At 41.7% G+C, this 19,233-nt stretch carries 21 protein-coding genes; 2 read left to right on the top strand and 19 right to left on the bottom strand.

Annotated features, from left to right (window positions below):
* Window positions 1-7 precede the first annotated feature (7 nt).
* From JK635_RS16875 to JK635_RS16865, 3 genes are read right to left on the bottom strand one after another with little or no spacing between them, the layout of a single operon-like run.
* Window positions 8-673, bottom strand: coding sequence for a 3-oxoacid CoA-transferase subunit B (locus tag JK635_RS16875; protein ID WP_202655126.1), 666 nt, complete (start codon window positions 671-673; stop codon window positions 8-10).
* Window positions 658-1,350: a CoA transferase subunit A gene (locus JK635_RS16870; RefSeq protein ID WP_202655125.1), complete on the bottom strand. Its 693-nt coding sequence runs from the start codon at window positions 1,348-1,350 to the stop codon at window positions 658-660. The genes JK635_RS16875 and JK635_RS16870 overlap by 16 nt, the downstream gene beginning before the upstream one ends.
* Entirely contained in the window at window positions 1,350-2,702 is a 1,353-nt protein-coding gene (locus JK635_RS16865) for an aspartate aminotransferase family protein (protein WP_202655124.1), read from the bottom strand. Before JK635_RS16865 ends, JK635_RS16870 begins: the two co-directional genes overlap by 1 nt.
* A 204-nt stretch (window positions 2,703-2,906) precedes the next feature.
* On the opposite strand from JK635_RS16865, the gene JK635_RS16860 reads away from it, so the two are divergent.
* On the top strand, window positions 2,907-4,268 hold the full coding sequence (locus JK635_RS16860) for a TrkH family potassium uptake protein (protein WP_374049120.1): 1,362 nt from the start codon (window positions 2,907-2,909) through the stop codon (window positions 4,266-4,268).
* Between the two features lie 99 nt (window positions 4,269-4,367).
* On the opposite strand, the gene JK635_RS27225 is transcribed toward JK635_RS16860, so the two are convergent.
* The 4 genes from JK635_RS27225 to JK635_RS16840 all read right to left on the bottom strand — a co-directional run bounded on the left by JK635_RS27225 (window position 4,368) and on the right by JK635_RS16840 (window position 6,826).
* Entirely contained in the window at window positions 4,368-4,529 is a 162-nt protein-coding gene (locus JK635_RS27225; protein ID WP_374049119.1) for a YjcZ family sporulation protein, read from the bottom strand.
* 169 nt (window positions 4,530-4,698) lie between these two features.
* Entirely contained in the window at window positions 4,699-5,277 is a 579-nt protein-coding gene (locus JK635_RS16850) for a YpmS family protein (RefSeq protein WP_202655123.1), read from the bottom strand.
* Between the two features lie 7 nt (window positions 5,278-5,284).
* Window positions 5,285-6,109, bottom strand: a complete 825-nt coding sequence (locus JK635_RS16845; RefSeq protein WP_202655122.1) for an SGNH/GDSL hydrolase family protein — start codon at window positions 6,107-6,109, stop codon at window positions 5,285-5,287.
* A 114-nt stretch (window positions 6,110-6,223) separates the two neighbouring features.
* The gene (locus JK635_RS16840) at window positions 6,224-6,826 is read right to left on the bottom strand and encodes an SCO family protein (protein WP_202655121.1); all 603 of its coding nucleotides are present in this window, start codon (window positions 6,824-6,826) and stop codon (window positions 6,224-6,226) included.
* Window positions 6,827-6,989: 163 nt separating this feature from the next.
* Between JK635_RS16840 and JK635_RS16835 the strand changes: the two genes are divergently transcribed.
* Entirely contained in the window at window positions 6,990-7,880 is an 891-nt protein-coding gene (locus JK635_RS16835) for an MBL fold metallo-hydrolase (RefSeq protein WP_202655120.1), read from the top strand.
* Window positions 7,881-7,998: 118 nt separating this feature from the next.
* On the opposite strand, the gene JK635_RS16830 is transcribed toward JK635_RS16835, so the two are convergent.
* The 12 genes from JK635_RS16830 to JK635_RS16775 form a co-directional block, all read right to left on the bottom strand.
* Window positions 7,999-8,841: a DegV family protein gene (locus JK635_RS16830; RefSeq protein WP_202655119.1), complete on the bottom strand. Its 843-nt coding sequence runs from the start codon at window positions 8,839-8,841 to the stop codon at window positions 7,999-8,001.
* A 235-nt stretch (window positions 8,842-9,076) separates the two neighbouring features.
* A complete protein-coding gene (gene hypE / locus JK635_RS16825) occupies window positions 9,077-10,078 on the bottom strand; it encodes a hydrogenase expression/formation protein HypE (RefSeq protein WP_202655118.1) in 1,002 nt (333 codons plus the stop codon).
* Complete coding sequence (gene hypD, locus JK635_RS16820) at window positions 10,078-11,190, bottom strand: hydrogenase formation protein HypD (protein WP_202655225.1); 1,113 nt, start codon at window positions 11,188-11,190, stop codon at window positions 10,078-10,080. Before hypD ends, hypE begins: the two co-directional genes overlap by 1 nt.
* Window positions 11,165-11,398, bottom strand: a complete 234-nt coding sequence (locus JK635_RS16815; protein WP_202655117.1) for a HypC/HybG/HupF family hydrogenase formation chaperone — start codon at window positions 11,396-11,398, stop codon at window positions 11,165-11,167. The genes hypD and JK635_RS16815 overlap by 26 nt, the downstream gene beginning before the upstream one ends.
* Window positions 11,399-11,400: 2 nt before the next feature.
* Complete coding sequence (hypF, locus tag JK635_RS16810) at window positions 11,401-13,680, bottom strand: carbamoyltransferase HypF (RefSeq protein ID WP_202655116.1); 2,280 nt, start codon at window positions 13,678-13,680, stop codon at window positions 11,401-11,403.
* On the bottom strand, window positions 13,665-14,324 hold the full coding sequence (gene hypB / locus JK635_RS16805; protein ID WP_202655115.1) for a hydrogenase nickel incorporation protein HypB: 660 nt from the start codon (window positions 14,322-14,324) through the stop codon (window positions 13,665-13,667). The genes hypF and hypB overlap by 16 nt, the downstream gene beginning before the upstream one ends.
* Window positions 14,324-14,680, bottom strand: a complete 357-nt coding sequence (locus JK635_RS16800; RefSeq protein WP_202655114.1) for a hydrogenase maturation nickel metallochaperone HypA/HybF — start codon at window positions 14,678-14,680, stop codon at window positions 14,324-14,326. Before JK635_RS16800 ends, hypB begins: the two co-directional genes overlap by 1 nt.
* Window positions 14,673-15,131: a hypothetical protein gene (locus JK635_RS16795; protein WP_202655113.1), complete on the bottom strand. Its 459-nt coding sequence runs from the start codon at window positions 15,129-15,131 to the stop codon at window positions 14,673-14,675. The genes JK635_RS16800 and JK635_RS16795 overlap by 8 nt, the downstream gene beginning before the upstream one ends.
* Window positions 15,113-15,601: a HyaD/HybD family hydrogenase maturation endopeptidase gene (locus tag JK635_RS16790; protein ID WP_202655112.1), complete on the bottom strand. Its 489-nt coding sequence runs from the start codon at window positions 15,599-15,601 to the stop codon at window positions 15,113-15,115. The genes JK635_RS16795 and JK635_RS16790 overlap by 19 nt, the downstream gene beginning before the upstream one ends.
* Window positions 15,591-16,397, bottom strand: coding sequence for a Ni/Fe-hydrogenase, b-type cytochrome subunit (gene cybH, locus JK635_RS16785; RefSeq protein ID WP_235888176.1), 807 nt, complete (start codon window positions 16,395-16,397; stop codon window positions 15,591-15,593). The genes JK635_RS16790 and cybH overlap by 11 nt, the downstream gene beginning before the upstream one ends.
* 11 nt (window positions 16,398-16,408) lie before the next feature.
* A complete protein-coding gene (locus JK635_RS16780; protein ID WP_202655111.1) occupies window positions 16,409-18,130 on the bottom strand; it encodes a nickel-dependent hydrogenase large subunit in 1,722 nt (573 codons plus the stop codon).
* On the bottom strand, window positions 18,130-19,206 hold the full coding sequence (locus JK635_RS16775) for a hydrogenase small subunit (RefSeq protein ID WP_202655110.1): 1,077 nt from the start codon (window positions 19,204-19,206) through the stop codon (window positions 18,130-18,132). Before JK635_RS16775 ends, JK635_RS16780 begins: the two co-directional genes overlap by 1 nt.
* Window positions 19,207-19,233 lie beyond the last annotated feature (27 nt).

Below are 19,233 nucleotides of genomic sequence, written 5' to 3'. Positions count from 1 at the left end.
TCCTCGTTTAATAGCTTATTTTACGGATCTCCTTTGCCATTTGAACTCGACAACCCGTTTTGCTAAGTACTTGAGTAACATCATATGGTGCAAACATCTCTGCCAACAACAGGCCCTGGTCCGATACATGAAAAACTGCCAGATCGGTAATAATCAGATCAACACAACGACTGGATGTTAACGGCAGGGTACACTGCTCGACAATTTTCGGGTATCCCTTTTTGTCACAATGATTCATCAGAACAATCACCTTTTTTGCTTTTTGGGCCAGTTCCATGGCCCCGCCCATCCCCGGCACCTTTTTCCCGGGTACAATCCAATTTGCTAAATCCCCTTTTTCGCTGACTTCAAGCGAGCCCAAAATGGTAATATCAACTATCCCCTTACGAATCATCGCAAAAGCAGTGGCACTGTCACAATAAGAACCTCCTGGAGTTAAGGTGACCGGAAACCCGCCAGCATTACAAAGATTCTCATCCTCTTCTCCTTTGTTTGGGCTTGGACCCATTCCCGTAATTCCGTTTTCAGCATGAAACATGACGGTTATATCTTTTGGTAAATGGTTGGGAACAAGCGATGGGATGCCGATTCCTAAGTTGACAACCATTCCATGCCGAATTTCCTCTGCTGCACGCCTCGCTAATTTATTGCGGGTATCTATTCCCATGCCCATTTCCAATTCACCCCCTTAGATGGAATTACATAGTCGACAAAGACGCCGGGGGTAATAATTTCTTCAGGATCAAGGCTGCCAAGCGGTACAATTTCCTCTGCTTCGACTATCGTGATCTTGCCCGCCATTGCTACTAGTGGATTAGTATTGCGAGCACTTTTGTCATAAATTAAGTTGCCAAATTCATCCGCTTTTTTTGCAAACACGATTGATACTTCGGCAGTTAAAGCCGTTTCCACGACATATTCCTTACCATTAAGAGAAATCATTGGTTTGCCTTTGGTTACGACTTCATTATCAAAGCCAATATCCGAGAGAATGCCCGGGAGACCAACACCGCCAGCACGGATTCTTTCAGCTAAAATTCCCTGCGGTGAAAATTCAACCTCCAGACTTCCCTCATGCATCATTTTCCCGGCAAAAGGGTTGGAACCAATGTGAGAAGCAATTACTTTTACTGCCCGGCCCCGGCTGACCAGCTTACCAATACCGATATCCGGAAAGCCTGTATCATTACCAATTAAGGTGAGGTTTCGGACTCCCTTTTCCAAAATACCAGCGATAATGGTCGGCGGTGAGCCAACCCCGCCAAAGCCGCCGAACATTAAAGTCATCCCATCTTGAAAAAATCTAAGAACATGCTCTAACGTCGTTATTTTTCCGAACTTATTATTCATTAAAAAACACCAGCCGTCTCACCAAGAGCGTTTTGAAAAGCAGTAAATGTTTCATGCAATAAACCAACAAGTTCGTCTAGCTCCTTTTCTGTAATCGTTAATGGGGGAGCAATGATAATCGCGTCTCCATTCACACCGTCAATACCCGAACCGGCGGGATATACAATTAAGCCCTTTTCCTTCGCAAGATCTACCAACTTTTGGGTAACTACCGCTTTACGTGGGAATGGTGTTTTAGACGTCCGATCCACGACAAATTCGATCCCAAGCAGCAATCCTTTACCACGGATATCGCCAATAAACGAAAATTGGTTCTGTAACTTTTCAAGCCTTTGTCTTAAGAAATCACCTTTAGCCTCTACTTGACTTATAATCTTGTATTTTTCGAGATATTCGAGAACAGCTAAGGCAATTGCACATGACTGCGGGTTAGCGCTTAAAGTATGCCCGCTCATCACTAATTTTGATCCAGCCAAAATGGGTTCCATCACCCTTTCACTGGCAACTGCTGCGGCAATCGGTGCATACCCTGCCCCCATCCCCTTACCCAGGGTAACAATATCAGGTATCACTTCCCAATGCTCACAGGCCAGCATCGTTCCTGTCCGCCCAAAGCCGGTCATTACTTCATCGGCAATAAAGAGGATGTCATGATCCTCACAAATTTTTTGAATCACTTTTAAATAATCCTTGGGCGGAGAAATTGCCCCACCCGCAGCACCAATTACCGGCTCAGCAATAAATGCTGCGATCTGATCCGCTCCAATCCTACGAATCGCCGCTTCCAGCTCGTGTGCACAGGCGTATTGACAGGCTGGTGCTTCAAGCTGGTAGGGGCAGCGGTAGCAATAGGGAGGGTTAATGACTGGAAAATCCTCAAGGAGTGGAACAAAGCGTGCCCTTCTGCCAGTATGGCCTGACATAGAAAGTGCCCCCAGTGTAATTCCATGGTAGCTGACCCAGCGAGACAGTACTTTCACTTTTGTGTGAATCCCCTTTTCCTGCCAATATTGAATCGCGATTTTCATTGCCGTTTCTGTTGCTTCTGAGCCGCTGTTCACGAAAAAGCTCCAGTTAAGGTCGCCCGGAGTCAGATTGGCGATTTTTTTTGCTAAATTTTCAGCTGGCTCACTGGTAAATTGAGAACGATAAACAAAGGAAACCTTTTTTGCTTGTTCATTCATCGCCTCGATAATGTCGCTGACACCATGACCAATGTTGGCTGTAACCGCTCCAGAGGCGGCATCCAAATATTTTTGTCCAGCAAGATCAACTAAATAAACGCCTTTCCCATAATCAATGACCGGATAAACCTCGTCCAAGATTGGTTTTATTAAAAAAGAGCGCTGCATCTGTCTCCACTTCCTTTTTACATAAGTAAAACCCTGTTAAAATTGTATGAGTTAACTATTTATTTCTTTCGTCTTTATAAAGAAAAAAGGAACAAACCTGCTTCTGTTCCTTTTGTTAGAAAAATTTAATTTTTAATTCCAACCTTTCACAATCGCTATGGTATTATAGATTAATACATAGAAATTATGAGGAATGAATGGAGTATGAGTGCATTTAAAAAATTTCAAATGAAAACAAAAGAATTATCGGCTTTTCAATTAATTGTCATTTTCTATTTATCAGCATTAATTTTTTCTACCCTGATCCTAAAAATACCATTCGCGTTGCGGCCCAATGCGAAGTTATCATTTATTGATGCGATGTTTACTGCCGCGAGCGCTGTTAGTGTGACCGGCCTGAGTGTCGTTTCCATCAAAGATACCTTTAACAATTTCGGAATTTTGCTGCTTTGCTTAATTTTGCAATTAGGCGGACTGGGTGTGATGTCCTTAAGCACCTTCCTTTGGGTCATGATTGGAAAAAAGGTAGGCTTAAAAGAAAGACAGCTCCTTATGATTGATCAGAATCAATCCAATTTATCTGGTTTAGTACAGCTGGCAAAAAGAATTTTTATCATTTTTATTTCATTTGAAATAATTGGCGGAATTATTTTAGGAATTTGCTTTCTCAAATACTACGGAAATGTCTCTACTGCCTTTAAACATGGCTTTTTTGCGGCCATTAGTGCGGCGACAAATGCCGGTTTTGATATAACAGGAGAATCATTAATTCCATTTCATAATGACTACTTTGTTCAAACCATCGTCATGTTATTAATTATTTTCGGGGCAATCGGCTTTCCGGTCATCATGGAGGTATATGAATTTTTTATCACCTACAAGGATAAAAAGAAATTTCATTTTACTTTATTTACGAAGTTAACTACTTTAACCTTTGTTGTGATTACTATTATTGGTGCGATTTTCATTTATCTATTGGATTTGCAGCATTTTTTTGTTGATAGAGGCTGGTTTGATTCCATTTTTTATTCATTATTTCATTCGGTTACCTCTAAGAGTGCCGGACTGGCGACGACTGATGTCAATGAATTTACCCCGAGTAACCAGGTATTCATGTCCTTCCTGATGTTCATTGGCGGATCACCAAGCAGCGCCAGCGGCGGCATTAGAACAACAACATTTGCGATTGTAATTTTAGCGATTGTTTTTTATGCCCAGGGAAAAGGTTCGATTAAAATTTTTAAACGTGAACTTAAAGCTGAAGATGTATTGAAATCTTTTATTGTCATGACAACTGGTGCCTTTTTATGTTTAGTATCCATTTTCATTCTATCGATGACTGAACAAGGAACGATCATCGAGGTCATCTTTGAAGTGTCCTCTGCCTTTGGTACGAACGGATTATCACTGGGACTAACGCCGAAACTTTCTTCTTTCGGAAAGGTATTGATCATTATCTTAATGTTTATTGGCAGGGTCGGTATTGTTACCTGCTTATCATTGCTAAGAGGTAAAGGCAGCACGGAAACTTTCCATTATCCAAAAGAAAAAATTATTATTGGTTAAAAGACGGTACGACTGGCATTTCCATGTTTCTCATCCAATAAAAACACCCACCAAAACAAAAATGGCTGACTCATTCCGGAGTCAGCCTCTTTTTATCCATTAATAGGCCCAGCTTGCGCCAATGATGATTAACAGGATAAATAACACCACGATTAGCGCAAAGCCGCCAAAACCAAAGCCAAATCCGCCACCCACTGCCGGATATCCATAGCCACAGCAGCCATCAAATCCATAACCGCCGTATCCGCCGAATCCATACATTCGCATTCACTCCTCTAAAAATTGTGTCTTTTCCCTGTTACTTTATGAAGTAGGTGCTTGACCTGCATGTGCATCTGCCTATATTATATTTGGGACAATCATGAAAAATATAGATTAAAAAAAACCGCTCAAAGCGGTTTTTTTACTTACATTGAGTATAGAAAGAGCACTATTTTACCGGAACTAAAATCGTGAAAGCAATGTTATCGTTTTTTAGATCAAATTGCTCTGCTTTTATTTTCAAGTCACTCTTCAGCTTTAATTGCTGCATATTAACATAGACCAATTCATCTTTTGGACGAATCTGAACTCCTTTTGGCAGCTTATAGTTTTCGCTGATAAACTTTAACACATAAGAGTTTGGCAGCGGTAAATCGCCAAGTGACATGGATTCCTGTCTCAGAACCAAGTCGCCATTCTTCAAGGCTTTCGGTTTAAAGGTTAATTTCATATTGATCTCTTCACTAAAAATGGAGATTTTACCGTACAATTCTACTTCATCTGCCAATACAACACGATAATGGATCGGCGAATCAGCGGCTTCTTCATCCAAATAATGATTAATCAGCTTATTTAAATCATACTTATTGGATTTCACATGAAAGGAGACATGCTCTCCTACAGGGTGTTTGGCTATTTCTCGCTCAATATCCTTAGAAGGTGCCATGACAAGCGATAATATAATAATTGCGAACAAAAGGTCGATTCCTAACAAAATAAGGAATCCCATTTTCCATTTGTTTTTCATAAGAATTCTAATGCTCCTCTGTACTTACCGTTAATGTCTTCTTCTCCAGGTCTGGAATTACTTTGTCTCCTAAAGCAATATTCAATCTCTGGGCAATTAATTCATATCCTTTATCGTTCGGGTGAAAATGATCTGTGTACAATAGATCCTCATTGGTATTGACAAATAGATCGTCAATTCCGACGAAGTAAGCATTTGGATATTGAACGATGACAGACTGCCCGGTTTGATTCCACTCTGAAACAATTTCATCCATTTCCTTTATATAGGAAAACCATTTTGAAAATGGATTATACATCCCCACTAAAATAATTGAAGTATTCGGATTTTCTTCAACGATGGTCTGCATAATTTGGTTTAAATGGTCCCGATATGTTTCTTTTGCTGCCATAAAATCGGAAACCTGCAAGTTGGTAAAATGATCTCGTACCACCTTCATAATATCATTTCCACCAATCGTCAAAATCACCAAATCAGCTTTCTGTATTACTTCTTTCATTGCCGGTGATTTTAATCTCTTTAACAGTTGTGTCGTCCGATTGCCTTTTACACCATAATTATAGAAATCTACTTCATGTATTCCCTTCTCTTTTTCCAGCATCGTTTCTAAGTACGGTAAATAACCGCCCTTTCCTGTACTATCACCAACACCTTGGGTTAAGGAATCGCCTGCGGATAACACCGTTAAATTTCGCGGCTTAAAATCGGCAGGAATAGGTTCAAATACTTGGATCGCTGTCTTCTTTTCCGGCTGCATCATCAGGTCGTTCGAATCGCTGCAGGAGACCAATACACTCGCAGAGAGAATTAAAGGGGTGAAGATTTTTTTCATGCTTTTTCACCTTCCTTCTAAACTATCTTCATTCATTATATCACGGCTTTATTCATTCAGAATCTTCTGTACTATATCCTATTCCTTTGAAAAAAAATAGACCCGTAAAATGGTCTATTGTAATATTTTAATATCATTAATCATTTCATCAAACGGAACATCTTTAAACCCGTTATAGGATTTTCTAATATGACCTTCTTTATCAACCAAATATATATACGTTTGATGGATTACCTGGTCAGCTTTTTCAGGCTTCTTGACATAAGTTTTGAAGGTTTTTGACGCATATTTTTCAATAAAATCTTGAGAGTAGCCTGTTAAAAATGTCCAATTGTTTAAATCAACTTTAAATTGGTTGGCATACTTAGTTAACTTGTCAGGTGAATCAACAGTTGGATCCACACTGAAAGAGACAAATTCCACATTTTTCAAACCTTCATCCTTGACCATCTTTTGCAACTTTGCCATATTCGCAGTCATCGGCGGACAGACATCGATACAGCTTGTAAAAATAAAATCAGCAACCCATACTTTTCCTTTTAAATCATTTAGACCAAAAGATTTATCCGCCTGGGTGGTTGCCTTAAAATCCTTGACAGGCCAGTCAACCGCATTTTTAATCTCCTTTTTCCCACAAGCAGATAATAGAAGTGTCAAAATGACCAAAAATATCGCAATAGATCTAATTTTCACCTCATCACCTACTAACCTCTTCATATGTTCCCGTGAATAGTGTAACAAAGATTGACAAAAGAAGAAAGGAAAAACATAGATTCAGCTCCGAAACTGTCGAAGAAAAAAAGTTTGTTAGAATACTATTATGTATGGTAATATGAATGAGTACTCATTCATATTACCAATCATCCGGAGGTGATCATTAATGGAACGCATCGGCCCAATCATCATTTTGGAAGGTCCAAACCACAGCAAAGTACCTTATTCAAGAAGTCTATTTATTGACAGTGGGGAAAAGGTCTTAATCGACAGCGGAGCGGAAGCTAAAACGCTATTAAATCTTAATCAGGAAAAGGGGATTGGATTAATTATTAATACACACTACCACCCCGATCACACAACCCATAACCATTTGTTTCCTGATACTGAAAAGTGGATAAATCCAATCGAATTTGACATAACACGAACGGTGGAAGGGGTTGCCCGTGTCAACGGAATTTATCAAGAGTGGGGGACTCTAGGTATTGAACGATGGAAAAAATCACTGCCACAGGAAATGATCCAAAATCTTACTGGAATTACCGGAACCTATGAATACGAAACGGAATACGTTTTTGAAGGTGTAAAAGTTTCTTTTCTGCATACCCCCGGCCATACAAGTGGTCTAGCTTGTCCGTACTTTCCTGAATGGGGTGTTGTATTCTGCAGTGATTATGATATGACTTCATTTGGGCCGTGGTATAACGGAACTGATGGCGATATTGACGCTTTTGTTGCCTCGGGAAAACGTCTGCTTTCACTCGATGCCGACACTTATATTACCGGACATCAAAAAGGGATATTTTCTAAACAAGAGTTTCAGAAATCAATGGAAAGATATCTTGCCATTATTGACCGCCGTGATGAAATGATCGAACGCTATGTCCGCCAAGGGTTAACTTTTGAAGAGTTGAGCAATATTGGCATATTTTATCCAAAGAAGAATCTGAATAATGCTATCTACAGGACTTGGGAGCGAATTGGAATTCGCAAGCACCTGTTACGGCTTGGGCTTACGTTACCTGAAACCACTCTAGATCTGGTAAAATCTAAATAGGATGGAGCACAAGGACCATCCTATTTTTTTCGTTAAGGAAATTATAAAATTTATTAGCTGTGGATAACTTGGACATGGTTATTTGAACCCAGCTCCAACGCTTGCGCTTTTTGTTCCGTTATTCAAAATAATACATTAATGCTAGCGCTCCGCGTCCAGTGTGGGTACTGATCGTTGGATTTGTATAATCTATTTCGATATTTCCGAATCCGGTCATTTCAATTATACTTTCCTTAATCTTTACAGCAAGATCATGTGCTTCAGCATGGGCAATACCGACACCGCGGATGGTTTTGCCTTTTACATCCTCGGCAAACTGTTTGGCCATAAATTTAACGACTTGTGAATAACTGCGTACCTTAGTGACCGGTGTATATTCCGCCCCTTCGAGTGAAGCAATTGGTTTAATATTGAGAAGCGATCCAATAAAAGCTTTCCCCTTACCAATCCGGCCGCCTTTTACCAGGTTCTCTAGTGTATCCACCATGATGTACAATTTAGTATGTTCACGTACCATTTCAAGTCTTTCAAGAATTTCCGCCATGCTTTTTCCTTGATTCGCCATTTCTGCAGCTTCTTTTACCTGGAAGGATAGAGCTTTTGAGATAAATTTAGAATCCACCACGGTTACTTTCGTTTCTGTCATCTTGGCCGCACTTTCCGCTGATCGGACGGTACCGCTCATTTTTCCGGTCATATGGATAGAAAGGACTTCATACCCTTCTCTTCCAAGACGGTCATAGGTTTCGAGAAAAGCACCTGCTGATGGCTGTGAGCTTTTCGGCAGCTCCCTGGAGAGGCTCATATTTTTAATAAAATCAACTGGATTTAATTCTACACGGTCTAAATATGTTTCACCATTTATCGTAATTGCCAAGGGGACAACTTCGACTCCCAGCTTTTTAACAAGTTCTTCCGGCATATCCATTGTTGAATCGGTTACAATTTTTATTTTGCTCATACATTCACTTCCCAACTATTACTCCCTTGATTATACAGGTTTCAGCTAATGAAGGAAACAACTATTTAAAGATAAAAAAACATTGAATTCTTTGCCGGTCCCCTCATTGATCAGGAGTTGTCAAAAAGCAAGGTGTCAAGCCGCCACAACATCCTATCTAGCAGTCAAAATCGTGACAAATTCCTGCAAGATAGGAAGTTAGTGATGCCCGACACCATTTGGACAGCATGATATGTTAGCAAATTCTCGGAAACATTGTACCTGAAAGTCTCGTCAATAATCGTTTGGCGCCAAGCGGTGTTTCCAATAGCAACCGGCCTTTTTCCTTACTGCTAATGGAGCCGATGATTGCTGCATCTTTTCCCTCAGGAAATTTTCGCAGGATCTCAACGACTTTATCTTTTTCTTTAGCGGAAACAATGATAATTGCTTTCCCCTCATTAGCTAAGTATAGCGGGTCATAACCTAATAAATCACAAACCCCGTGAACTTCAGCTTTTACAGGAATAGCCGTCTCCTGTATGTTAATCGTTAATTGGAAATCTTCGGCGATTTCAACCAGCGTCGTGGCAAGCCCTCCTCTTGTGGGATCGCGCATAATCTTTATACCGCTGGTATCCTTAAGAATCGCTTCAAGCATATTATTTAACGATGCACAATCACTATTTACCGGGGCTGTAATCCCCAATTCCCCTCTGGCAGTGAGCACAGCTATTCCGTGATCACCGATTGTGCCTGAGACGATAACAGCATCCCCCTCGGCAAACTCCAAACTACAGCCAATCTCAGGTTGATAGACACCGATACCAGTTGTATTAATGTAAACGCCATCGGCGCTACCGCGTTCTACCACCTTTGTGTCACCAGCTACAATGGTTACACCTGATTTTTTTGCTTCATTCGCCATATCAGTGACAATTTTTTTTAGATTAGAAATGGGAAATCCTTCTTCAATCACAAACCCACATGTCAAGTATGCCGGCTTGGCTCCGCTTACGGCAAGATCATTGACTGTTCCCGCCACTGCCAATTTACCAATAGAACCGCCTGGGAAAAAGATTGGTTTTATTACAAACGAGTCAGTAGTCACGGCAATTTTATGAGTGGCCATCGTAATTGCTGCAGCATCAAACATAACAGCATTTTTATCACCAAAAGCCGAAACAAAAATATCACGAATTAACCGATGGCTCAACTCACCGCCGTCACCATGCGCTAAACTAATATATGTTTCCATCAAAAGCTCTCCCTCATGTATTGATAATAAGCGGCACAGCTTCCTTCTGCCGAGACCATACATGGTCCAATTGGGTTCATGGGATGGCAGGCTTTTCCAAACAAAGGACATTCATTTGGGGAAATTAAACCTCTTATAACCTCACCACAACGACATTTCGTCTTCTTCGGCTCCCCGACTTCTACCGTAAACCTTTTCTTGGCATTATACTTGTCGTACTCGGGTTTAAGGTCTAAACCGCTTCTGGGAATTACGCCCATTCCGCGCCAAGCTTCATCACATTCGGTCAAGTATTTTTCCAGCCACTGGTGGATTACTTGATTTCCTGCTTTTCGTACAACGGCAGGATGATTATTGAGGATGGAAGCCTGACCATTGATCGCCAAATCGATCAATTTATAGATTCCCGAGAGCAGCTCTGCCGGCTCAAATCCAGTTATGACACCGGAAATATTGTATTCGGTAACCAAATATTGATAGGCATCCTCACCCAAGACAATCGAAACGTGCCCAGGAAGGAGAAAACCGTCCAGCTGAACCTCACCTGCCTCTAATAAATACCGCAATACTGGTTCAACAAGCTTTGTCGTCATCCAAATTGAAAAATTATCCAGCCTAAGTTTTTCCGCTTCCCCAACCATTAGTGTTAATATTGGGATGGTGGTCTCAAATCCGACCCCAAGGAAAATGACCTCTTTATCTGGATTATCTTTGGCAACCTTTACGGCATCGACAGGCGAATACAAAACCCGGATGTCCTTACCGGCAATCTTGGAATCCAGCAATGTTCTGTTAGAGCCCGGCACCCGCATCATATCACCAAACGTGCAAATGATGCGATTGTCCCCTTCAGCAAGGGCAATCATCGCGTCGATTGAGCGCTGGTCGGTGACACAGACAGGGCAGCCCGGTCCGGAAATTAACTGAACATAATCCTTCAACGATTGCTTTACACCTGTACGTGCCAACGCCATCGTATGGGAACCGCATACCTCCATGAAAGCAGGCTTGCGGCCAAACTTTTGCCGAAACTCCACAGCTTTTTGAATGACGGCATCAACCAGCGGTTTGCAAATTTCAGGATTACTAGACTGTTTCAGGATTTCGAGCATTGACAAGTTTCTTCCACTCCTCGACACTTTGGCGTGCATATTCTTCTTCGACAATACTCATGGCCTGACCAGCATGGACAATCACATAATCGCCAATTTCAACTTCCGGAACAAAAATAATTCCAACAGTTGTCTGTGATCCTAATACATCGACCAATGCACTGTACTCTTCTTTTTTTATAACCTTTGCGGGTACGCCAACACACATGTTTATGACCTCCGTTTCGCCGCGGCAACAGCTAATTGACCGTATGATAAGCCACCATCATTACATGGTATACTTTCAGGAACAAAAACTTGAAAGCCTCTTGCCTGTAGTTCATTAGTGATCCGTTTTCTCAAATAACGGTTATGAAAGCTGCCACCGGATAATACAACGTTCTTTTCCGCAGATGGGTTTTTCATCAGTAATTCATCCATCGTTAATACAATCGCCTGTACCACAGTTTCGTGGAACCTTCCGCTAATCAATGATATTTGCTTTTTCTTAATAACATCGTCGGCAAGTTCTTTTAACATTGATGAAAAATTAATCATCATCATTTTTTCTTTTTGCAAATCAAATGAATATGGTTCAAAGTTGTTATTTTCATCGACAAGTTCCGCTAACTGAATGGCTGCCTCGCCATCATAGCTAGATACCTTTGTCACACCACAAATCGCGCTAACCGCATCGAACAACCTGCCGCAGGTACCGGCATAGACGGTATTCAAATTGTGCTCGATCAGCTTTTTTAACACATTTATTTCTCTCTCTTTATCAGAAAAAATGGTTTGGGCGAGTCTGACACCATCTTCACCGAGTAACTGAATCAACATCGCCGCAGCATTTCGCCATGGTTCCAGAATACACTTCTCTCCTCCGGGGAGTGGTGTATAGCATAAATGAGCCATGCGTTCATATTGAGCCGCATCGCCATAAAGAATTTCAAACCCCCAAATATTACCGTCAGGACCGTATCCTGTACCATCCAGGATAATTCCAAATGCTCTCCCGGGAATATGGTGTTCTTCGATACATGCCGCCATATGCGCATGATGATGCTGAACTTCCACGACTTCTGAAAAATCATATTCCTTTACTACATTCCGTACTTGATAACCCGGATGGGCATCAATAACAGCGGTGGTCTTAGGAATATCAATCCACTTCAACAGGTGGTCCAATTCGTGGCGATAATGGTTAATTGTTTCGATATTTTCCAGGTCGCCAATATGTGGTCCAATAAAAATTTGTTCATTTCTGCCGATTGTAAAGGTTGTTTTTTGCTGACCTCCAAATCCAACGATACCGGTAACATCTTGTTCCGTTGTAAATGGATCTGGTACATAGCCCCGAGAACGCCTGAAGAAATCAAGCTTTCCATTATTGAGTTGAACAACTGAATCATCGACAGGATGCAGAATTTCCCGATTATGAACGAGATAGAAATCGGCAATCCCGGAGAGATACTGAAATACTTCATCATCACGATAAAGGATTGGCAGGCCAGATGGATTGGCACTGGTCATCACTAGGCAGGATAATTCAGGGTCAGCAAATAATAAGTAATGTAAAGGTGAATAGGGTAACATTACACCAATCGTGCGCATTCCCTTGGCAACACTTTCGGCCAATGGATACCGGCGATTTTTTTTCAAAATCACTATTGGTGCCTCCGGACTCCTCAGCAGGTCTGTTTCTGATTGACTTATTTCCGCAAATTCCTTCGCGGCAGCAATTGATGCAGCCATGACTGCCAAAGGCCGATTGGGCCGATTTTTTCTTTTGCGTAGGGTAGCAACTGCTTGCTCATTCCGGGCATCACAGCTCAGATGATAGCCGCCAATCCCTTTGATGGCGATAATTTTTCCTGCTTTTAATAACCTGATGGTAACCTCTATCGAATTCTCTGCTTCATATACCTGCCCATTTGAATCGAGTAAAGTTACTTTTGGGCCGCATTTTGGACAGGCAATCGGCTGTGCATGATGACGGCGGTTTGTTGGATCCTCATATTCCTTCCGGCAATCATCACACATGGGGAAGCCACCCATTGAAGTATACGGTCTGTCATAAGGTAATTCATCGATAATCGTATATCGCGGTCCGCACTGGGTACAGTTGATGAAGGGGTATTGGTAACGAAAATCCTCCGGGTCATTCATTTCTCTCAAGCAATCGTCACAAACGGCCGAATCAATCGGAATGACAAGCATTGATGTACCATGCCGATCACTTTCAATAATAGAAAAGGCCTCGGCACTTTTTAGCTCGCTATCTTCCACAATAATATTATGAATCTTTGAAAGTCTTGGAGCTTTTGTTTTCAGATCTGTTAGAAACTCCTCTATCGCAGACTTCTCACCTTCAAGATAAATTTTCACGCCGTCCATGTTGTTTTGCACTGTGCCCTGCAGTGATAATTTTTGGGCAAGTTGGAAGACGAAAGGCCTAAACCCTACGCCTTGAACCCTGCCATGGACCGCTATGTTTACTGCTGAACGCATCGGTTATATGCTCCTTCAATCCAAGAAAACCATTCATGGAGCCCTTCATTTGTCCTTGCTGACAATGGGATTAACACTGATTGTGGATTAATTTCACTTAAATCCTGTTTCGCTTCCTCCACATTAAAGTCAAGATATGGCAGCAGATCAATTTTATTTAACAACACCAGTTCCGTCCGCATAAACATTTGCGGATACTTGGTAATTTTATCATTACCCTCCGGAACACTTAAAACGGCAACCTTATGGTTTTGCCCAAGGTCATAACCTGATGGGCAGACAAGATTCCCGACATTCTCAATAAATAAAATATCGATTTCATCAAGGTCAAATTCCCCAAGTGCTGCTGCAACCATTCTTGCATCTAAATGGCAGCCTCCATGGGTATTAATTTGCACTGCTTTCGCCCCCATTGACCTGATACGGTTTGCGTCCCGCTCCGTTGCTAAATCTCCCTCAATGACAGCAATCCGATATTTTTCTGATAACGCTCGAACCGTTTCCTCCAATAATGTTGTTTTGCCCGCTCCCGGTGAACTCATTAGATTAATAACTAACGTTTTGGTGCTTTCAAACAGTTCACGGTTAAATTCAGCAGCCTTATTGTTATTAGTCAATACATCTGTCCTCAACGTAACCTTCATCAGTCAGAACTCCCTTCATATGATAAAATCTGAAATGTTTCCCCTGATAGCAATTTTCCTGAGGGAATTTTACATTCCGGGCAGAGGGCGATTTTTTGCCTCGGTCTATATTGCGTTCCGCACAGAACACACTGCGCCTTTGCTTCTTCTGTATGGATCACTAATTGTGCATCTTGGGAAAAGAAATGTAAATTCTGATCACGGAAAATTTCAAACGCCATCCTTAAGGCATCCGGCATTGCATTGGAAATTTCTCCAACAATAAGCTCAACCTTTTCAATTTTCGTAATCCCTTGGGCGGTTGCATCCTCCTCAATCAACTGAACGATATCTCCCATCAACGCCATTTCATGCATGCTTGTCACCTTGTTTCGGACTTGTTTGCAAACCGACATAAACCATTTTCTGCTTATACTTTACAGGTAAAGAATACAACTTTAACTCTCCGATTCCCGTGTTAAAATTGAATTCTTTTTGACAATTTAAACATTTACCCTTTGAATATAGTGTTGATAGCATAATAATATTCGAACATACAGGACATACACCGTCAAATACCTGCATGTTCGTTCCATAACGTGAAACTATTATTGGCTTTCCAGCTGTATAGTGCATTTCAAGCAACGGATCTTGTCCTCTATCCTCCAATAAGGGGTACCAGGTAATTCCAAGAACCCGGTCTGCGGCGTTTTCGACCTTTTCCAAATCATCACTAATAAACGGTTCATAGACAGATTTAACAGTTTGCAAAAGACTATTTGACATTTCTTTAAAAAATTCAGCCCGGTTCATGATGCATTTCTCCATCTTTCCACCTGCTCGATGACTGAATTTGCCAATTCAGATAATTTTTCTTGATTGGTTTTTGTTAATCCAACCCCCAACTCAAGCGAGCTAGGCTGCATGCCAAGCATGACAACCTGCTTAGGATAGCGTTCGCGTAATTTGGCAGCAAATAAAACCTCTTGAAATCCCATTTGATGAATAGACATTTTGATTCCAAAATAGGCAGGTATCTCTTCACCTTCGAGCCTAATGATGCTGCCGCCTTCCTTTCCGGCATTGATGGCATCAATAATAATTAAGTTTTCCGCATCCTCGACTGGACCTAATAACTTCATTCCGTCTGTCTGGCCTTCGATGATGTCAATTAGGTCATCATCCTTATATTTCTCCTCTAAAAGAGGCAAAAGGTGAATGCCAACACCCTCATCAGAAAAGAGGGTGTTGCCAATCCCAAGAATCGTAATTTTTTTGATTCTCTCCTTATTCGCCATCTTTTTCACCTACTGAATGATTCGTTGCTGTCTTATAGCCAGTAAAAATTGAAGATACTGTTCCATTTCGTTCAAGATAGTCATCGCGAACAGCCATATAAATGTGAATAATCATAAAGAGCATAAACGCCCATGCAATCAGATGGTGCCAGGAACGAACCATATAGCTGCTACCTCCGAACACCGTCGGAACCCAAGTAAACAGTTTGGCCCAGAACGACTCAGGCTGTGGTTCAAAATATAATGAAAAACCTGTCAGCATCATAATCCACGACCCAAAGAAGATGAAAATCCAATAACTGAGCTGAGCTAATGGGTTATGACCAATATAATGCGGCTTTTTATTTTTCAAAAATAAATAAAATTTAATCGTTTCCCAGACTTCTTTCCAAAATATCAGGCGAAATGGATTGGATCTGGAAAATTTATTACCGATCGCTGACCAAAATAACCGATACATAAGGTTGGCGGTAAACAAGAAAGCAGCAAAAAAATGAATATACCTCATCCAGCCCATAAGGTTGGAATAATAGGCATCCCCGGGAATTCCTGCCGACGAAAACGGCTTGCCAATATATATTCCTGTCACCATCAAGACCACAATAGCCAAGGCATTGAGCCAGTGAAAAATTCTGACCGGCAAGTTCCATACATAGACCCTAACTTCATTTTTTACCTTTTGATAGACAATTGGTTTCTCCGGGTGAAATGAATTCTCGCTATTGATTCCCACTGCATGATTAGGATGTGATGTAGGTCCCCCTGGCATTTGCGTTGGTAATTTTGGCGCATCCATTTATCTCACTCCTAACCTAATCTAATTTCGGTTGTATTTTTAGATTCCAAATCTGTCAGATGGACAGCGCATGCAAGACAAGGGTCAAAGGAATGAATAATCCGCATAATTTCAAGCGGCTGCTCTTTATTTAACAGTGGTGTCCCTTTAAGTGAAGCTTCATAGGCGCCGATATTATTTTGATGGTCGCGCGGTGAAGCATTCCATGTAGTTGGTACAACAGCTTGATAATTTTTTGTTTTTCCATTTTCAATATCAATCCAGTGACCAAGAGCTCCACGCGGTGCCTCGATCCAGCCGACGCCTTTTGCACGTTCAGGCCATGTGTTTGGTTCCCATTTCGAGCGATCAAACGTGACTTGATCACCGTTCTTAATATTTTTCAATAGAGCATCCATATCATTTCGCATCCATTCGGAAATTAATACCGATTCAATCCCCCGGGCCACTGTACGACCGAGAGCTGATTGTAATGCGCTAATTGGCAGTCCCAGTTTTTTCAATGTATCATCAACAATATTAACAATGTCCTTTTTGCCAGCAGCATAGCCGACCATCATCCGCGCTAACGGACCTGTTTCCATTGGATTTTCTTTCCATCTAGGTGCCTTCAGCCAGCTGTATTTTTTGTCTGTGTCCAATGTTTTATATGGTGCTTTTGGCCCTGTATAATTTAATTCTGTCTCCCCATCATACGGATGTTTGCCATCACCGGCATCTTTACCATCGTATGTATACCAAGAGTGATCAATAAATTCTTGTACTTGCTTTGGATCTTCGAGATCAACCTCAAGGACCTCATTAAGATTGCCATTTAAGACAACACCACGCGGCATCCGGTAAAGTTTGTGATCATAAAGGCTTCCAGTGGAGAAATCACCGTAGCAAAGATAGTTATTCAAACCGCCGCCATATGTCCAATCTTTGTAGAATGACCCAATTGCCAGCAAATCAGGGATATATACTTGTGTGACAAAGTCTCTAGCTTGGTCAATAAGTTGCGAAACGTGCATCAATCTTTCCGCGTGCACCCCGTTATCGCTATTGATATCAATCGGCGTGGCCATACCACCCACTACATAATGTGGATGTGGATTTTTCCCTCCAAAAATGGTGTGGATTTTTACAATCTCTTTTTGCCAATCTAAAGCTTCTAAATAGTGGGCAACAGCCAGTAAATTTACCTCCGGTGGAAGTTTATAGGCCTTATGTCCCCAGTATCCGTTGGCAAAAATACCCAACTGACCGCTAGCAACAAGCTTTTTCACTTTGTTTTGCACATCGGCAAAATAGCCAGGTGATGAGTTTGGCCATTTCGAAATCGATTGTGCAATCTTGGATGTTTCTGCCGGATTGGCTTTTGTTGCACTTACAACATCAACCCAATCCAATGCATGCAAATGATAGAAATGGACTACATGGTCATGGATAAATACAGCTTCGTTCATGATGTCACGTATTAAATGGGCATTTCTAGGAATTTTTATCTTTAGGGCATCTTCCACTGCCCGGACAGATGCGAGAGCATGTGTCGTCGTACACACACCGCAGATTCTTTGCACATATGCCCAGACATCGCGCGGGTCACGGTCTCTTACAATCAGTTCCAAACCGCGGACAGCCGTGCCTGAACTATAGGCGTCTTTAATCACACCTTTTTCATCTACATCAACTTCAACGCGCAGATGGCCTTCAATTCTTGTTATTGGATCTACTACAATTCGTTCGCTCATTATTCTTCACCCCGTTTTTCGTCCATCTTTTTCTTAACCACTGTCCCAGTTGCATGGACAGCGATTCCTGCTGCTGTTACGCCAAGAGCTGCTAAGCCGACGGAATCCGGATTAATCGTTGTTTGCGTTCCAGGAATTTTCGCTCTTCTTGTAAAGAATGGACCATTATCCCAAAAATCCTTTTCGGAGCAGCCTATGCATGGGTTACCGGACTGAATCGGGTAACTCACTCCGCCATTCCAGCGCATTTCCGCGCATGAATTATAGGTGGTAGGTCCTTTACAGCCCACTTTATACAAGCAATAGCCTTGTTTGGCCCCTTCATCATCGAAGGATTCAACAAACAGTCCTGCATCAAAATAGGCACGCCGGTTACATTTATCATGAATTCTGTGGCGATAAAACGCCTTCGGCCGGCCTAAATGATCAAGTTCCGGAAGTTTTCCAAATGTAATAATATGTGCAATCACTCCCGTCATAACCTCAGCAATTGGCGGGCAACCCGGAACAAGGATAACCGGGGTATTACTCACAAAGCTTGTAACCGGTTTCGCACCAGTTGGATTTGGAGAAGCACCGGCAATCCCCCCCCAGGCGGAACACGAACCGTAGGCAACGACAGCCTGGGCATTGTCAGCCATTTTGATAAATGTTTCTCTGGCAGATTTTCCTCCAACCATTAAGTAAGCATCATCTTTTGGAATGCTTCCTTCAACTGCAAGTATGTATTTACCCTTATAGTCTTTTAAAACCTGTTCCATTGATGCTTCAGCCTGATGCCCGGATGGTGCGGAAAGTACTTCAGAATATTCAAGTGAAATCATCTCAAGTAATACGCTTTCAGTTTTAGGTTGTGACGAACGTATAAATGATTCTGAACAACCTGTACAATCTTGGAATTGCAGCCATACAACTGGTACTCTAGTTTTTGTTTCCATGGCTTTCACCACTTGATCGGACTGGGTAAATTCCAGACCGAGCGTCGCTGCCAGCGCCGTACACATCTTCAAGAAATCACGACGTGAAAATCCATGTTCCAGTGCGGCTTCATAAACCGTTTTCTCTTTCTTCGACATCCGCCTTCCCCTCCAAAAATAGAAATC

The sequence above is a fragment of the Neobacillus paridis genome, assembly GCF_016765675.1.
Lineage (GTDB): Bacteria > Bacillota > Bacilli > Bacillales > Cytobacillaceae > Neobacillus > Neobacillus paridis.
Note: the sequence above shows the minus strand (reverse complement) of the source record. Positions and strands in the feature narration are given on the sequence as shown.